Below are 14,773 nucleotides of genomic sequence, written 5' to 3' on the forward strand. Positions count from 1 at the left end.
CGCTCTTAATAATATTTCGGTATTTTAGCCTGGGTATACATTACTTGATTGCTTGTCCCAGAACTTACATACAAAGGTTGTTGAAGACGGACTTACTATGGCAGTATTCTTTTTCGACGGTATTTACTTTGAGGTGAAAGCTGTGCCGAAAAAGCTTTATACTTTTTCCATCTTTCTTTTTTATTAAGTTCCGTTAGTAAGTATGTATGGCATCGATCCCGTGCTTATACGGTGGTTTTTATTTGTATTAGTAATTATTTTATTTGTGATCACAGTTTTTTACTGTCTGGTTGCTTCTTCAGGGTTTTTCGGTTCAGGTGCAACATCTACCTTTCATAAAGTAAAATATGCTGTTTGAATTTATCTCTACTATTAAAGCGGGCATTGACTCTGGTCAATACTTGGAAATATTGAGTAATGGGATACCCATTGGTATAGTACGTGATACTACAAGTGGAAGTTTTCTTGCTTATGCGGTTGGTGCTATAGCTAGTAATCATCCTTTACTACCACTAACTGTACCTATTCAGTTCCTAATCCCCGGAGTAAATATGGTACAGGATTACATAGCTTTTCCACAAAGTTATCAGCAAAGTAGTTCTCTACAAACTGTATTAAAATCACTTCAAACAAATATAAGCGTTCTGCAAGCAACTATAGCCTTGATTGAATTAGGTAAAATACCGAGTGTCGCATTAGAAGCAGTCAACTTACGCCAGACACTCAAGCTTAAAAAAGAAGTTGAAGAAATGCAACTTGAACTTAAAAACGGCTTTATTGATTTGCAAAAAGCTCTCAAAGCTCAAGGAGCAGAAGTTAGACAAATAGTCAAAGAAGTAGTCCATGATATTAATTTTGAACAACATTGTACAGTTTTAGGACGTGCCTATAGCCTGTTTATGCAGGCGTGTAATCGGTTACAATCAGCGATGGAATCACCAGATATCAGTCAAAGAAAGTCCGAAATTGATAGTGCAAGAGAAATGTTCCTTGAGGTTTTAGCCGATTACATTAATCCTCAAATATTGGAAAAAGTCTCCGCGCCGGGACAACTTCGCAGATTTGAATGTGCTTGGGCAATTGAACAAGCAATTGTTATCACATACCAAGTACAGAATCAGGTGGCATTTGTTAGCGATCGCCTCTGCCATCTCCGCGATAAAATTAAAGAACACATCTGTACAGTGATTAACAATTGTGAAACCTACGATGAGCTGAATTTTCTGTTTCCCGAAATAAGTCGCGTTTGTAAACATGATTTACCTATTTTGGAAGTATGGCAAGCACGAGTTGATTGGCTCAGGTCACTTTCGCCAGTGGAGATAAAACTTTTAGCAAAAAACAATTGCAACGATTCTGAACTTGCAGATACTTTAGTTACTAATCAAACTAAAATTGTGTTATCAGTACCACCCGAACAATTAGTATATGAAGATTTAGCAGAAAAATCCCATTTTTACTCTCTGCTTGATCAGATGATATTTATGTTTAAGCCTGTTTTACGTCAGGAGTACGAAGTTTATATCAATCAACAAGCTCAAGCGGCGGGTCATAAGATATTAATTCCCAAAAACCTACAACAAGTCTCTGATATGACTGTTGCAAATCTTTATTACTATTTTAAGGTAAGAGATGAATCTAATATAGAAGAAACTCTAGAGGCAATAACAGCATAATCTCTCTAAAAAATTTAGGGCTTGTTGGCAAGTAAATTAATCAAGCCGTTAGTATAAGTACAAATTAGACGTACAACATTGCTGATTTTTTGGCGAAATTAATTTCGTCATAACTTATGGCGAATTTCAAGTTAGTGATATACAAAAATACTCAACTTACTTGACGCAAGCGTAATTAAGCACTGTCAATTATGCGCTGCTTTAATAACTACTTTATTAATTTCCTCTGAATACCAAAGTGCAATATCTTTGCTAATTCTACTGTTTAGTTTTTCAAGTTCTTCACACTTATCTAAAATCAAAGATTTAGTTGCATAATGTTGCTCTAGCATTGCTTGATTAGATTTTTCTTGCTGCTCTAAAAGTTTTTCATACATATATATAGCTCCTTCAATAACTCGACTTACTGATTCAACCTTAGTATCAAAAAATATCTCGATATTTTCCTGGATTTTTTCGTAAACTTTATCAAAGGATTCGTCAAACTTTTCCAACCCAATTTCTAAGACAGACAATTTAATTTCGCTATGGAATTTATCGCTGTCCATCATCATAGATGCAAAAGAATTACCTATTACAGCACTAACATTAGCTAGTGCTGTCGGGATAAAGCCAATTCTTGTAAACTCCATTAATTCCCCCTTTAATGGAGTACTAAAATCAATATTATCTAATTCAATTAATTGGTCAGAAATCTCATTAATAGAAAGCTTTAACTTTTCGCTGAATTTAGTATTATCTCTCATGTCTAATAAATTAAATTCTGCTTGAATTGCATCTAACTCATACTTGATATTTCGATTTAAATTTTGTAAATTTTCTTCTAATATTATATTTTTAAGTTGACTATTAACCCAGTCATCAATTTCATCAGATAAATCGCTAACAAAACACTGAATATAATCACGAACTAACTTGTCTTGTTTCCAAAAGAGCTTATATTCGGAATTCCAACGTTCACTTTTCAATAACATACGCTCTTCTAAACCTTCATACCACTCACCCCATGAAACATTTGCTTTTTCAAGGGATTTTTCTATTAGTTGAATGGTCAATAAGCATATTTTTACATCACGTCCACTAAACTCTCCAATTTGCTCTAAAATTTTACGTTTTCCTTCCTCAGCAATTTTTATTTTAGATTCTAACTCATCTTTAAATTCTCTCAAATTATTAATAATTCTTTGAATTATTTTATTAAGTTGATCAGGTAATGGCTGTAGTTTTAGCCTTCCACGTTCGAGGATCAAAAATCTTTCAATTGATTTAATAAAAGTATCAAAGCTTTTTTTATATTCGTCTTCATAGCCATACATAACCGATCTCAAGGCTGCTTGGGCTGAAATAAAGTGAACACGATTTTTTCCGGTAATTATTGGTTTTTCACCTTCAACAAAGTTGTAAATTCTCTTTTTTATCTGATCACGACTTTTTTCTGTATTCACTAAATCCATAAAATTGACAACGATAAATAAGTTATTTGCTGGCTCTTGATCTTTACCACCATTGAGTTTAAGCCTCAATTCATTTAATGATTGACGTTCACCTTGCGTCAGTGAGCGTGAAGCATTAGTAACAAAAATTGCAGCATCTATATCTTGAAGTAAGTTTTGAGTAATAGCTGTGAGTTCTGGATTCTCATTTAATCCTGGTGAATCGATGATTTCTACACCACTATTGCATAATGCCAGATTAGAGTGTTCAACTATGATTTCTTTAATATCAGATTGTTTGAGTTCTTTATTTAAAGAGTTAAGAGCAATATCTTCAGAAATACTTACTTTTTGTCGATACTCATCAAATGGTATTTCTTTTTCGCTTCCATCTTTATAGCGGTAAATTACACGTTTTTGCGTTCCATACTTCAAGACTACTATATTCCCATTACAGGGAATCTCTCGCATTGGTTGAATTTCTTCGCCTAGTAAAGCATTTAGTAAAGTTGATTTTCCTTGACTAAACTCACCAATAACAGCCAATCGAAACCGATGTAATTGGAACTTTTTAGATAACCCATTCACTTCGTCAATTAAATCTTTAGCTAGAAATCCAAGTTCATGACAAGTTTGAACTATTTGAGAAATCTGATTGCAATAATTACCTAACTGTTGGTTAAACTCTTGAAATTTTTTCAACCCTTCATAGTATATAGAAACACGCGGCTGATTTGTGTTAGTCTTAGAGTTGGAAATCAGAGTCTTCCAATTATTGGAATGTGGTTTAATCTCTACATTTTTAAATCCTTGATTACGTGGTGTATCTAGTAAAATTTCCACCTCATTCAAAACTGCTATATCTAAACTCTCTTGGGGTCTAAATGCAGATGCCAGAACTGCCAAATATTCTGTTTTAACGCCCAAATAATGAGCCAAAATCTCTAAATACCTTTGTTCACGTAAACCCAATTTATTATCACTTGTAGACATTTCATAACCAAGCCCAATTAGTAACAACCTTTCTGATTCAGAAAGAAGGCTGCTTATAATTACTAACTCATCAAATTTGCGATAAATCTGATGTTTTATTACTCCTTTGATTATTAAATATGCTAACTTATATGTATCACTTTCTGGTTCAATAAAGCGATACAGTATTTCAAGCATTTTTTGTTTTTGCTTATCCGTACCGATGCCATCAATAAACATTGATCCTAACAGGACAACAATCAGATTAGTTATAAATATCACTTGTGGCGTAGCATCGCTTTTACTTATATTTTGACCAGTAATTTTTGATAAAGAACTAACTATCCGGTCTCCAATTAATAATGTATTCATGAATAATTATTCTCTATTAGCTTGATGGAATATTTTGTTTCAGATACATTTAACAAAATAATAATTGCCTGACCGATACCATGTCGGTATGAATGAATTTTTGTTCTCTTACGTTTTCTCTTATTGAGAGGTCATTTATAAAGTAAAGAACTCGTCTAGTCTGTGTACGTACAAATTTTACTTTTTGGAAACCATACCTCTTGAAATATAGATAGTTTTTTGTAAAAGTAATGGCACAGCAGCTCAAAACATTAGAGAATTTCATCTTGACTTTATAAAGCACCTGTCCTTAAGTATTCTCCCATTGAAGATTATATTATGTCTAGGATTTTAGTTTGATTTTTGACAGGTATATTTGGAAGTACATCTGCCATGATGAAGACATACAGGAATCCGATTTTATTATTGAGTGAGTCTAAGTATTAGTAGTTAGCGTGGGCAATGCCTACCTACGTGTATTTTGGGAATTAAGTATAAATCTTATAGCTCATGAATTGAAGAGCTTAAATATAGAGAAATTTTATCAATACTTCTTTAGTCAGATACAATATCATATATAAAGATTTAAAACAAGTTAAATTCTATCATATCGTGCCAATACATATAGTTATGGAGATAAACCCGCATAAACATGGTGAGTCTAAAAGTAGAGAGGAGAAAAAGGAACTCATCTTCCCTCACCTTCTCTTAATTAATGGCAATAATTTTTGGGTCTTGTCAGATTTTGGTAATGATGTCCGGTTACGCACTTTAAGGCAGAAGACAGGAGGCACAAGGGTTGTAAACATTTTGTCTCTCTTTTGGTTTATATTAGGTGGAACTTGTGACAAAGACTTTGTTCCAGTTTAAACACGAGATTGTCAGGCAGATATTTTGTAAGGCTTGCACCGCAATAATTTAGGAAATTTTTCTTTCTTAAACCTTCTGCCGTCAGACCTCTCTCTGCCCTCTGCCTAAACTAGGCCTTCATTGATCACCAAAAGTTGCCAAGAGCCTAATTTTACGTTTAATATTTAGGCTTACATAAAATAGCAGGAAACTTCGTTTGTATAGATTTAGCGCTAACACCTAGTATCTGCAAGTTCAAACCCATAGCACCATTAATCTTGTCATTCAGAGACATCAGAATTCGTATAATATGGTTTCCCATAGTTGATAATCTTGGTACGAATTTGCTGAAGGCGTTGCTCTACAAAAGTTTTACTAGGATAATTTTCATTCGGAACATCTTGCCAGCAAAGAAAATCCATAAAAACTAAAACTTGTTTTTGTTTATCCTGCGAAAGAGATTGCCACTTTGTTAATAACATCTGTTCTGGACTCATCAGACGCACCCACATTCCCTTCAATTGTTAAGCTTTGACAAAATTATGTCACAGTCATCAATCAATATAATATAGATGGCTTACTTTTGACAGACTGTTCATTTCTCTGCCTAAGACTTTCTACCTTCTTCAAGGTACCCAATTTAAATATTTCCCTTGTAAAATCTTTTTAAGAATAGCAAGTTAATTTTGCAGTACCTTTTAAGTATAAAAAATAGCCTGTATGATAATTATAATGCTGCTAGTAGGAGATGCAAATATTTCTAGTCTTTGGGAATATATTTTTTTGCAGACTCAATCTTAGCTCTATGACATAGTGCAAGGCGTTTGCGACAGTAGCCATAAGATTGAGGCTTACTCGTAACTTTTATAATTTTTGATCCATGCCTAAAAGACTTGGACGCAGTTGTAATTGAAGCATTATCCGGCTTTTTAACTTTTTTTTCTAAGTGTGTAAAACTGGGTTGAGTTTCTGTTAAAATCGTTGTTTTTGGTAGATATTTCTTACGCGATGATTTCTGCATTTGATGTACAGCTATACTTAAACCACACATTCCTACACTGATAACAACCATCATGTGTTTTCCCAAATATTGAACTGCCAAGTATCCGAAACTCAACGCAACTACAGTTGCCACGATACCAGCTAATATATTTTTTAATCTAAATCTTTTCATGCTACCTCTCCAACACTTTGCAGATAGATAACTGACTAATTCTCTGAGAAAAAACCTTATTGAGTAATAGACATCTCCAAACATTAATGATGCGTTGCCCGAAATACTTGGGAGGTGAAATTAATGTAGCAGAAGGCTCCCCATATCTTGGAAAGCAATCTATATAAAGGATATCAGTTCGGAGAAAGGTATTGTCCATACGCCGGGTTCATCAGAGTTTGATGGAAAGAAAAATAAATTGCCTATCAAAAGTCCGAGCTTGTTTTATAAAGATTTTTGATAACTAGTTTTTGGTGCCTTATCTTATCGTAGTACATACTGACAATTACAGCGAAACCCCCCTACAAGGCAAATAATTAATTCATTTGACAAATCACTTTTTAAGGCAGTATTAATTTCCATCCAGTAACTAACTAGATGGGTATAAATAAATATCATCTGGGCTGCCATAGCGAGTAGCAAAGCCATCCCAGTTACTGCCACTGCTTTGTCATTACTCCTCGCCATGACATCTTATGTTTAATTATGCCCACTTACTTAGCTGCTTTTCATTTAAAATCTGAGCTTGGCTTTATCCATTTTTTTCGTAACGTGATTGCTATCACTGAAACCTTTATATAACGGGACTCTTACTTTTTTCATTTCATTGATAATCTATGATGTGGAAAAAATATTTGCAAAAAAGTCTGGGTTTTTGCCGGATAAAGAACACCAAGTTCGTAATCTCTGATAAAGTCGAGCTGAGAGGTTGTTTGAAAAGTTTAATAAGCACAACTAAATATAAGTCTATTTCAAAGAAGCCATAAAGCGCTTATAAGTGGTTGAAGAATTTTATTTTCTGTGAATACGCAGAATTACAGTTGATTTTAGTATAGGAATGGTATTTGATTGGTGAATTATACGTAGGTGAACCACTGCCTTGGACGGGTTCCCTGACTTGGAGCAAGTGGCAATGGGCATCGCCTACACCCTACAGATACCTAGATATTTATGCACAAGCGCAGGCTAAACCAACAATAATTAAATCAGATTCCAATACAAAGATTTGTATTGATTTGAGTAATGAGGCACTTACTAATTCCGTTCGGAATAACTAGGTATTTCATTATCAGAATTTAAAAGCTGTCACTCTTAGAGAACATACACTTTAGCATTTTTCTCCCTTATAAACTATAACGTGAAGCATATAATGGCTTTAATGAGTTAGTAGCTACATCAACAATTTCTGTGTCTTCACCGAAACATCTACCGATCTTTTATGTGAATAGTTGAAATTTAGGTATAAAGTCAAATGAGTGATATCACAATGTTAATGACAGGGCTATTGATGACAAATCAACTGGCATCATCAAATTTGCCCAACCTATCTGTAATTCAGATAGATGCAAATAAGAAAAACTTGATAGAGAGCCAATCATATCAACTATTATCAGAGGCTCAGGCTAAGTCATCTGATGCTATTTGGAAAAATAATGATTCATCTGGTATTTCAGCAACACCTCAATCCCATCCTCAAAAAAATAGAATAGCAAAAATAAAGAAAATGTTTGCCAAGAATTTAGGTAATTTTTCTGAATTAGATTCTTCTGCATCTTTAAAAAATAAGTTTGCTAAAAGAAAAAACTTAATAGCAAAACGACGCAGAGTTCAGTTCAATTTTACAAAATTTAAAAAGTCAAGTTTTCCTAATAGTCAAGAGTTAGCACGCAAACAACGAAATATTAATAATATTGTGATTGCCAGTTCTCAAACGTTGACGAACCCAATATCACCTAATCTAAGTTTTAGTAATTCAGGTGTATCTGTCAGAGTATTACAACGGTTATTAGTGGCTAATGGCTATCCTATTCCAGTCGATGGGGTTTTTGGGCCAGTCACAGAAATTGCTGTAAAAGCCTTTCAGGAGCAACAAAATTTAACAGTTGATGGAATAGTGGGAGTGCAAACATGGTACTGTCTGACTACACACAGCAAATAGCAAAGACTTTATAGAGAACACACTCAGCTGATATTTGCTTTTTTTCGCTACAGTAGTCCTGCTAGCCGCGTAAGCCTAATTACCTAGACTAAACAACTGCTAAGCATTCAAGCTATATTGCAGTTATCAATGATTAGGAAAAACACTAGTGTTTCCCCTCTACGACGAAAATCCGACGCGAATCACCCCCTATTTCACCTACGGTTTAATTGGGATGAACGTTTTAGTTTTTCTTCACGAAGTGAGTCTGTCTAATGCTCAATTAAATCAGTTTTTCAGTCAGTATGCAGTAGTCCCTCAAGAGTTAACCTCCAATTTAGCTGGTGAATGGCCGACGTTATTCACCTCGCAATTTTTGCACGGTGGTTGGTGGCATTTGATATCGAATATGGTGTTTCTTTGGGTGTTTGGCAACAATATTGAAGAACGCCTGGGGCATTTCAAATATTTAATTTTTTATTTGGCTTGTGGTGCTTTAGCTGCCTTGTGTCAGTGGTTTATTGGTATGTCTTCCACCATTCCTTCCTTGGGTGCTAGTGGTGCCATTTCCGGGGTTCTCGGTGCATACCTGATTCGTTTTCCCCAAGCTAGGGTGACAACGTTAATTTTCTTAGGTTTCTTTGTAACAACAATCAGTGTTCCAGCCCTAGTGATTATCGGCATTTTCTTTGTGCAAAATGTTATATCCGGTCTTGTCAGCCTACAAGCAGCCGCTAACATGAGTGTACAAACAGGGGGTGTCGCTTATTGGGCGCACATTGGTGGTTTTGTGTTTGGCATAATTCTTGCCCCTATATTTGGTTTGTTTAGACGGGACTAATAGCCAAACCGGGGGATTGGGTGTTAGCGAATCAACCTCGTTTATATCCAAATCTAGAGCTTTTGATTATTCTATTATGTGATTGCTTCATTGGTCGCAATCACATAATCTTGATAAGAAACTACTATGCTGACGGTAGAAGAGATTTATCTACTTGTTATTGCTGTTTTATCTGGCATACTGTACTCTTTCTAAGAGTATAAAATTATGCAAAATAAAAAATAATAATAAGTCATGAAAGTGAAAATTTTGATAGCGATAGCATTGTTGGCTAATTTTATAGTAGTAAATTCATCCTCTGCTACAGCAAAAAATAGTGGGTTGATTGTTAATAATCCTGGCTCCTTCAATCAAAAGCATACAGAAATTACACAGGCTCTACCACCTAGAGTTATTAAACTTCGTTTAGCAGATAGTGGTGTTTCAGTCGGTAGCATAATCACTTGGGGATTTGGTGGCTTGATCCAAAAAAGGTCTACTGATTGGGTTCGTTTAGAAATTGGGGATAGTCAAGTAAGAGTAATACACACTACAAGAACCACCAATTGGTTAACTCAGTTTTCTAAATGGTGGGATCATCCAGTAAGAAAAATTGCCTTTAAACCAGATTCTTGTGAAATAAATAATGCACAAACCCAAGGTGGATCAGATACAGAAAACCAACTACGGGAAATTAAAAGATTGTATGATTCCAAATTGATCACAGAACCACAATATCAAGAATTGCAGCGCAAAATCATCAATCAAATAGGTACAACTTCTAGTCAAGCTACTCCTAGTAATGGAGACTGTGTTGTATTAGGAGAAAATGGAACTCTCAAATTCCCAGATCTAACTTTATTAACTAAAGGCGAATTTAAAATTGAATATTTAGAGGGTGATGAATGGAAGTATGTAGCCTTTAGGGTACCTGCTAAGGCATACGAATAGTATCATCTGTGCTTGAAAACTTATAGTATTTCCGGTCTTTGGTAGGTAATTGGTAATGGCCTTACACAATTACCAATTACCAAATCTCTACTTAACTGCGAGGACGAAAACCTTCCCGTCCATTCACCGGGTCAAAAAGTACATTGTATCGGTCAAAAAGTGCTATGCCACTATTCACAACCATAGCTTGATCTAGCTGTGGTGACACATGGAGATTCCATACATTTAACCCGTTGCGATTTCCTGGGGTGAGGCTGTAGTCAAAGATGCGAGGAATGGATAACTTGAGTGTGTTTTTTGGGTTCAACCTGCCGGGTTTTAGTTTACCCATGAGGGAAGCAGACTTGAAGTCAATAAAACTACTGATTATGCCAGTATCCGCTATCATTTTGGCATTACAGGTATTTTTCATAGCACTGCCAGAAATAGTTAAACAAACTCCGTTGAGTCTAGAGTCCCATCTGTTTCCTGGAATACTATTCATCACGGGTTGTTGAGTCAGGGAAGCTAGATTGAACCCGCCTCGATTCGGTGCTGTTAAACCCAGGATGAGGCTACTGTTACCACTAGCGCGATCGCCTGCAATAATGAATCCGTTACTTAAATTCCCTGGTAGTTTTCTGAAAGGATTGTAGGGCAGTGAGCGCTCTGCATAGTTGACACCGATAATACCAGAGAATGGTGTGTTACCTCTGGCAGAACAATTAGGTTTTTGGGCTATACATTGGCGACTGGTGACAACTTGCACCGGCACAGGTTCTTCAGTGGCAATTAACCCAATACGCATACTTGTGTAAACTAACTCTCCTTCGAGGATAGTGCCATCGTTTAGCACTTCTCTGACTATCTGACCAGTTCTAGTGATAGGGGCATTGCCTAAAAACTCTCTCGGCACTCTCAGCCCCCCAGAGCCTGTATCCATCAGAACACGCCTTGGCTGACCACCAGCAACTGCTAGTTCGAGAAAATAACCCCGCTCTCGTTGACCGACAGAACCTTTTGTATATAAGGGAACTGAGATAGTATTAAAACTGGGCTTTCGGGCTGTGATTTGAGAAGTATCACGCCTAGCCGGATTGGGAAACAGTTGTTGAAAAGAAGCCTGTCGTTGCGCCACTGGTTCTGGTGCATAGTCCCAAAGGCTTTCGTAGTAGAAAAAAACCGCTCCCAAGCCACGTTCTTGTGCTGCCCTGACTTGCGACTGAATTTGTGACATGGAAACTTGGCGATTTCTTAAGCCAGTCATAATACCTATACCAGTAGGTATTAATTGCTGTGTTTCGATAATTTCTGGAGTGATGAGTTTACTATTAAAACTTTGCAAATCATTCCGGTAAACCTGGACGACTAACTCATCTACAACACCCAACCTGACCCAGTTGAGCCAATCTTGTAGTTGCAATTTGTATGCAAAGTCATAGTAATTAGGCGAAACCGCAAAAATGGCATTGGGTTTTCTGGCTTTCACAGCTTGATTTAGTTGCACCATGAAAGCTGTAATTTTATCGGCCCGCCATTTGACCCATGCTTGGGCTTGAGGATTAGACGGCGGCGGATTCCCAGTTTCCTGTCTATACAGATTAATTGTGTATTTGTCATACCCAAAATCAACGGGTAAACTCATGTGGTCATCAAATTGAATCCCATCAGCGTTGTATTTGGTAATGATTTCTACTACCAGGTCAGTAATAAACTGCTGTACTTCTGGGTGGAAGGGATTCATCCAAGCTACTTCACCCGCAGCACTAATGGAGGTTTGGGTTCCATCCCGCTTTTGCGTTAGCCAATCTGGATGCTGGGATGCTAGTTCGGAAGTTAAGGGAGCCATAAAACCAAACTCGAACCAAGGTATAGCTAGTAAACCTTGACTACGCGCTTGACTAATAATGTCTGCAATTACGTCTTGCCCTTCTGTCCCTCGAAAGAAATAAGGAATGCCCATGCGTTGGGTGACAGCACTGGGATACTTGGTATAGCCATCGTTCCAAACAACAGGATAAATTGTATTAAAGTTCAACCGCCGCAATTGAGCAAGTGTGTCCTGCACTTTAGCGCGATTTCTGAGGATGTCAAAGTCATTATTTGTTAGCCAAACTCCCCGAATTTCTTGGCGTGGTGATTGGAAAAATTGAGCCGTTGCTGGCGTGAGGTTTTGTAGTAACAGTACTGTGGTAAATGACAGTGCAAACAAGACTGGAAGAAGTCGCTTAATTGACCGCCAACCTTGAAGAACAAAAAGCAATTTTTTAGGTATGGATAATAACTTAGTTAACCAAGTGTTAACTCGAATGCTTTGGGGTTGGAATTCAATTGGCATTACTGGCTCAAAATTGATGCTTAATTGGGAATATTTTGATTCAAGGCAACAATCTATTGATTGCTGCGCTACATAGTTTTTAGTCAGGACTTGAAGATTTAGGCAAGCCCTAACTATGAAGTTGACGCAAATAATGACTAAGTAGTGCCAAGTCAGAATTTTAGCTAGGACGATATACTACTCTTTTAACGTGAGTTCGACGGCTGGAAAAACCCCTCTCCAAACCTCTCACGCCAGTTGCTTCAAGTCGGCAAAGCCGCCCAACGCACTGGCTCCCCTGCAAGGAGAGAGGCTTCAGAACCTTTATTGTTCGTCAATATGTCATGGTCTTTACTCCCCTCTCCGCGTCGGAGCGAAAAGTCTGAGCGCAGGTTTCCTCCGCTCAGAACTTTTCAAGAGAGAGGGGTTGGGGGAGAGGTCAAAAAAGGCTTGTCGAACTCACGTTCTTCTAAGATTTAAGCGAATCAAGACTTCTATCCTGTTATGGCTTTAGTTATTGCTGGGGAACGTAGTGGGGTGGGCAAGACAACAGTCACGCTCACCCTTTTAGCATCTTTATGTCGGCGTAGTGCCATAGTGCAATCCTTCAAAGTCGGGCCAGACTATATTGACCCGATGTTTCACACCTATGTTACTGGTCGTGCTTGCCGCAATTTAGATCCAGTTTTAACTTCAGAAGCTTACGTTCAGCAATGTTTTGCTCGTCATTACCAAGAGAGTGAATATGCTCTGGTTGAAGGAGTGATGGGGTTGTTTGATGGAATTGGGAGGCAGGAAGCAGGGGGGCAGGGGGCAGGGGGCAGGGAGAATAACTTTAGTACTTCCCATTCAGCACTCACTACTGACTTTGCTAGTACGGCTCATGTGGCGCGGCTTTTAGATTTGCCGGTGGTTTTGGTGATTGATTGTAGTCGCTTGTCTGGTTCTGTGGCAGCGATCGCCCACGGTTACTGCTCTTTTGATCCGCGCATTAAAATGGCTGGGGTGGTGTTAAATCGCGTGGGCAGCGATCGCCATCTCTCTCTCCTCCAAGATGCCCTGAAACCTCTGCAATTACCTATACTCGGTGTACTACGTCGTCAAGATGACATTACCATTCCCGATCGCCATCTCGGTTTGATCCCCACTGCCGAACTACCAGAGTTAAATGCCGTCATCAATCGTCTTGCTGATTTAGGTGATACTTGTTTCGATTGGCAAAATTTATTACCTCTGTTGCAGGCGAAAGAGGTAGGGGGCAGGGAGCAGGGAGCAGGGAGCAGGGGGCAGGGAGCAGGGGAGGCAGGGGAGGCAGGGGGAGAACTGACTGCAAGATTTTCGCCCAATCCCCAATCCCCAATCCCCAATCCCCAATCCCCAGTCCCCCATCCCCCTAAAATCGCCGTTGCCCGCGATCGCGCTTTTAACTTCTATTACCAAGACAATCTTGATTTGTTGCAGCAGTTGGGGGCGGAACTGGTTTTCTGGAGTCCTTTAACAGATGGGGAACTACCATCTGGTGTACGGGGAATGTACTTTGGTGGCGGTTTTCCAGAAGTGTTTGCCTCACAGCTAGCCGAAAATAGTAGCGCCCGTGATGCGGTGAAACAAGCTATTCTCGCAGGAATGCCCACGATTGCTGAATGTGGGGGGTTGATGTATTTGTGTGAGCAAATTATCGATTTTGAGGGGCAATCCTGGCCGATGGTGGGAGTTTTACCAACATCTGCGGCAATGGGTGGACGTTTAACTTTGGGATATCGCCGTGCTGTAGCCTTGCAAGATAGCTTGTTAGTGAATGTAGGCACCCACATTTACGGACACGAGTTTCATCGCTCACGGCTGATTACAGCGCCCACTCAGCCCTTATTTGAAACTTACCGCTATGATTGTCCAGAAAATATGGGTTGTGAAGGATGGGGTTTCCCGAAAAATATCCATGCCTCTTACGTTCACCTTCACTGGGGAGAGAGTGGAGAAATTCCCCGGCAGTTTATTCAGCAGTGCGCTTATTTTGGCGAAACCATTGATTTAGTGCATATGTACTAAATATTAGGTGATGACAAGGCTTGGCGATCGCCAAATGACCCTGGTTAAACATGACAGAGATTAATTTTGTTAACACAATTTAACATTCAGTAGTTGAGTAACCTATTCTGTCATCACAATTTGCTCAAAAAGGATGAGAACTTTAAACCCGGAAACTCAGAGTAAATCTAGCTTTCTGAAATTTGGAATTTTAAATTTGGAATTTTAAATTCAGATGATTGGCAACGTTTTTTAGTCGAAGTTCC

The 14,773-nt window shown here is 38.0% G+C and carries 9 protein-coding genes; 5 read left to right on the forward strand and 4 right to left on the reverse strand.

Annotated elements, in window-relative coordinates; genetic code table 11:
* The first annotated feature begins 347 nt into the window (after positions 1 to 347).
* Positions 348 to 1,676, forward strand: a complete 1,329-nt coding sequence (locus ACN222_RS19635) for a hypothetical protein (protein ID WP_010998067.1) — start codon at positions 348 to 350, stop codon at positions 1,674 to 1,676.
* Positions 1,677 to 1,861: 185 nt separating this feature from the next.
* Here ACN222_RS19635 and ACN222_RS19640 read toward each other — a convergent pair whose 3' ends face one another.
* The 3 genes from ACN222_RS19640 to ACN222_RS19650 all read right to left on the reverse strand — a co-directional run bounded on the left by ACN222_RS19640 (position 1,862) and on the right by ACN222_RS19650 (position 6,455).
* The gene (locus ACN222_RS19640; protein WP_010998068.1) at positions 1,862 to 4,453 is read right to left on the reverse strand and encodes a dynamin family protein; all 2,592 of its coding nucleotides are present in this window, start codon (positions 4,451 to 4,453) and stop codon (positions 1,862 to 1,864) included.
* Positions 4,454 to 5,562: 1,109 nt separating this feature from the next.
* A complete protein-coding gene (locus tag ACN222_RS19645; protein WP_044523213.1) occupies positions 5,563 to 5,778 on the reverse strand; it encodes a hypothetical protein in 216 nt (71 codons plus the stop codon).
* A gap of 263 nt (positions 5,779 to 6,041) precedes the next feature.
* Complete coding sequence (locus ACN222_RS19650; RefSeq protein ID WP_044521996.1) at positions 6,042 to 6,455, reverse strand: hypothetical protein; 414 nt, start codon at positions 6,453 to 6,455, stop codon at positions 6,042 to 6,044.
* Between the two features lie 1,291 nt (positions 6,456 to 7,746).
* Between ACN222_RS19650 and ACN222_RS19655 the strand changes: the two genes are divergently transcribed.
* From ACN222_RS19655 to ACN222_RS19665, 3 genes are all read left to right on the forward strand, one after another.
* The gene (locus ACN222_RS19655; protein WP_010998071.1) at positions 7,747 to 8,433 is read left to right on the forward strand and encodes a peptidoglycan-binding domain-containing protein; all 687 of its coding nucleotides are present in this window, start codon (positions 7,747 to 7,749) and stop codon (positions 8,431 to 8,433) included.
* Positions 8,434 to 8,581: 148 nt separating this feature from the next.
* Positions 8,582 to 9,253, forward strand: a complete 672-nt coding sequence (locus tag ACN222_RS19660) for a rhomboid family intramembrane serine protease (RefSeq protein WP_010998072.1) — start codon at positions 8,582 to 8,584, stop codon at positions 9,251 to 9,253.
* 234 nt (positions 9,254 to 9,487) lie between these two features.
* Positions 9,488 to 10,183, forward strand: coding sequence for a hypothetical protein (locus ACN222_RS19665; protein ID WP_010998073.1), 696 nt, complete (start codon positions 9,488 to 9,490; stop codon positions 10,181 to 10,183).
* A gap of 91 nt (positions 10,184 to 10,274) precedes the next feature.
* On the opposite strand, the gene ACN222_RS19670 is transcribed toward ACN222_RS19665, so the two are convergent.
* Positions 10,275 to 12,500 (reverse strand): glycoside hydrolase family 10 protein, encoded by a 2,226-nt coding sequence (locus ACN222_RS19670; RefSeq protein ID WP_010998074.1) that lies wholly within the window; start codon positions 12,498 to 12,500, stop codon positions 10,275 to 10,277.
* A 483-nt stretch (positions 12,501 to 12,983) separates the two neighbouring features.
* Here ACN222_RS19670 and ACN222_RS19675 point away from each other — a divergent pair, with 483 nt between their 5' ends.
* Positions 12,984 to 14,528 carry a cobyrinate a,c-diamide synthase gene (locus tag ACN222_RS19675; RefSeq protein ID WP_010998075.1) on the forward strand — a complete coding sequence of 515 codons (1,545 nt, stop codon included), beginning with the start codon at positions 12,984 to 12,986 and terminating at the stop codon, positions 14,526 to 14,528.
* Positions 14,529 to 14,773: the final 245 nt, after the last annotated feature.

This window comes from Anabaena sp. FACHB-595 (assembly GCF_048568275.1).
GTDB lineage: Bacteria > Cyanobacteriota > Cyanobacteriia > Cyanobacteriales > Nostocaceae > Trichormus.

Excerpts from the sequence above, each read along its gene's own strand:
- ACN222_RS19635 (WP_010998067.1), top strand. The coding sequence starts at position 348 with ATGCTGTTTGAATTTATCTCTACTATTAAAGCGGGCATTGACTCTGGT.
- ACN222_RS19640 (WP_010998068.1), bottom strand. The coding sequence starts at position 4,453 with ATGAATACATTATTAATTGGAGACCGGATAGTTAGTTCTTTATCAAAA.
- ACN222_RS19645 (WP_044523213.1), bottom strand. The coding sequence starts at position 5,778 with ATGAGTCCAGAACAGATGTTATTAACAAAGTGGCAATCTCTTTCGCAG.
- ACN222_RS19650 (WP_044521996.1), bottom strand. The coding sequence starts at position 6,455 with ATGAAAAGATTTAGATTAAAAAATATATTAGCTGGTATCGTGGCAACT.
- ACN222_RS19655 (WP_010998071.1), top strand. The coding sequence starts at position 7,747 with ATGAGTGATATCACAATGTTAATGACAGGGCTATTGATGACAAATCAA.
- ACN222_RS19665 (WP_010998073.1), top strand. The coding sequence starts at position 9,488 with ATGAAAGTGAAAATTTTGATAGCGATAGCATTGTTGGCTAATTTTATA.
- ACN222_RS19670 (WP_010998074.1), bottom strand. The coding sequence starts at position 12,500 with ATGCCAATTGAATTCCAACCCCAAAGCATTCGAGTTAACACTTGGTTA.
- ACN222_RS19675 (WP_010998075.1), top strand. The coding sequence starts at position 12,984 with ATGGCTTTAGTTATTGCTGGGGAACGTAGTGGGGTGGGCAAGACAACA.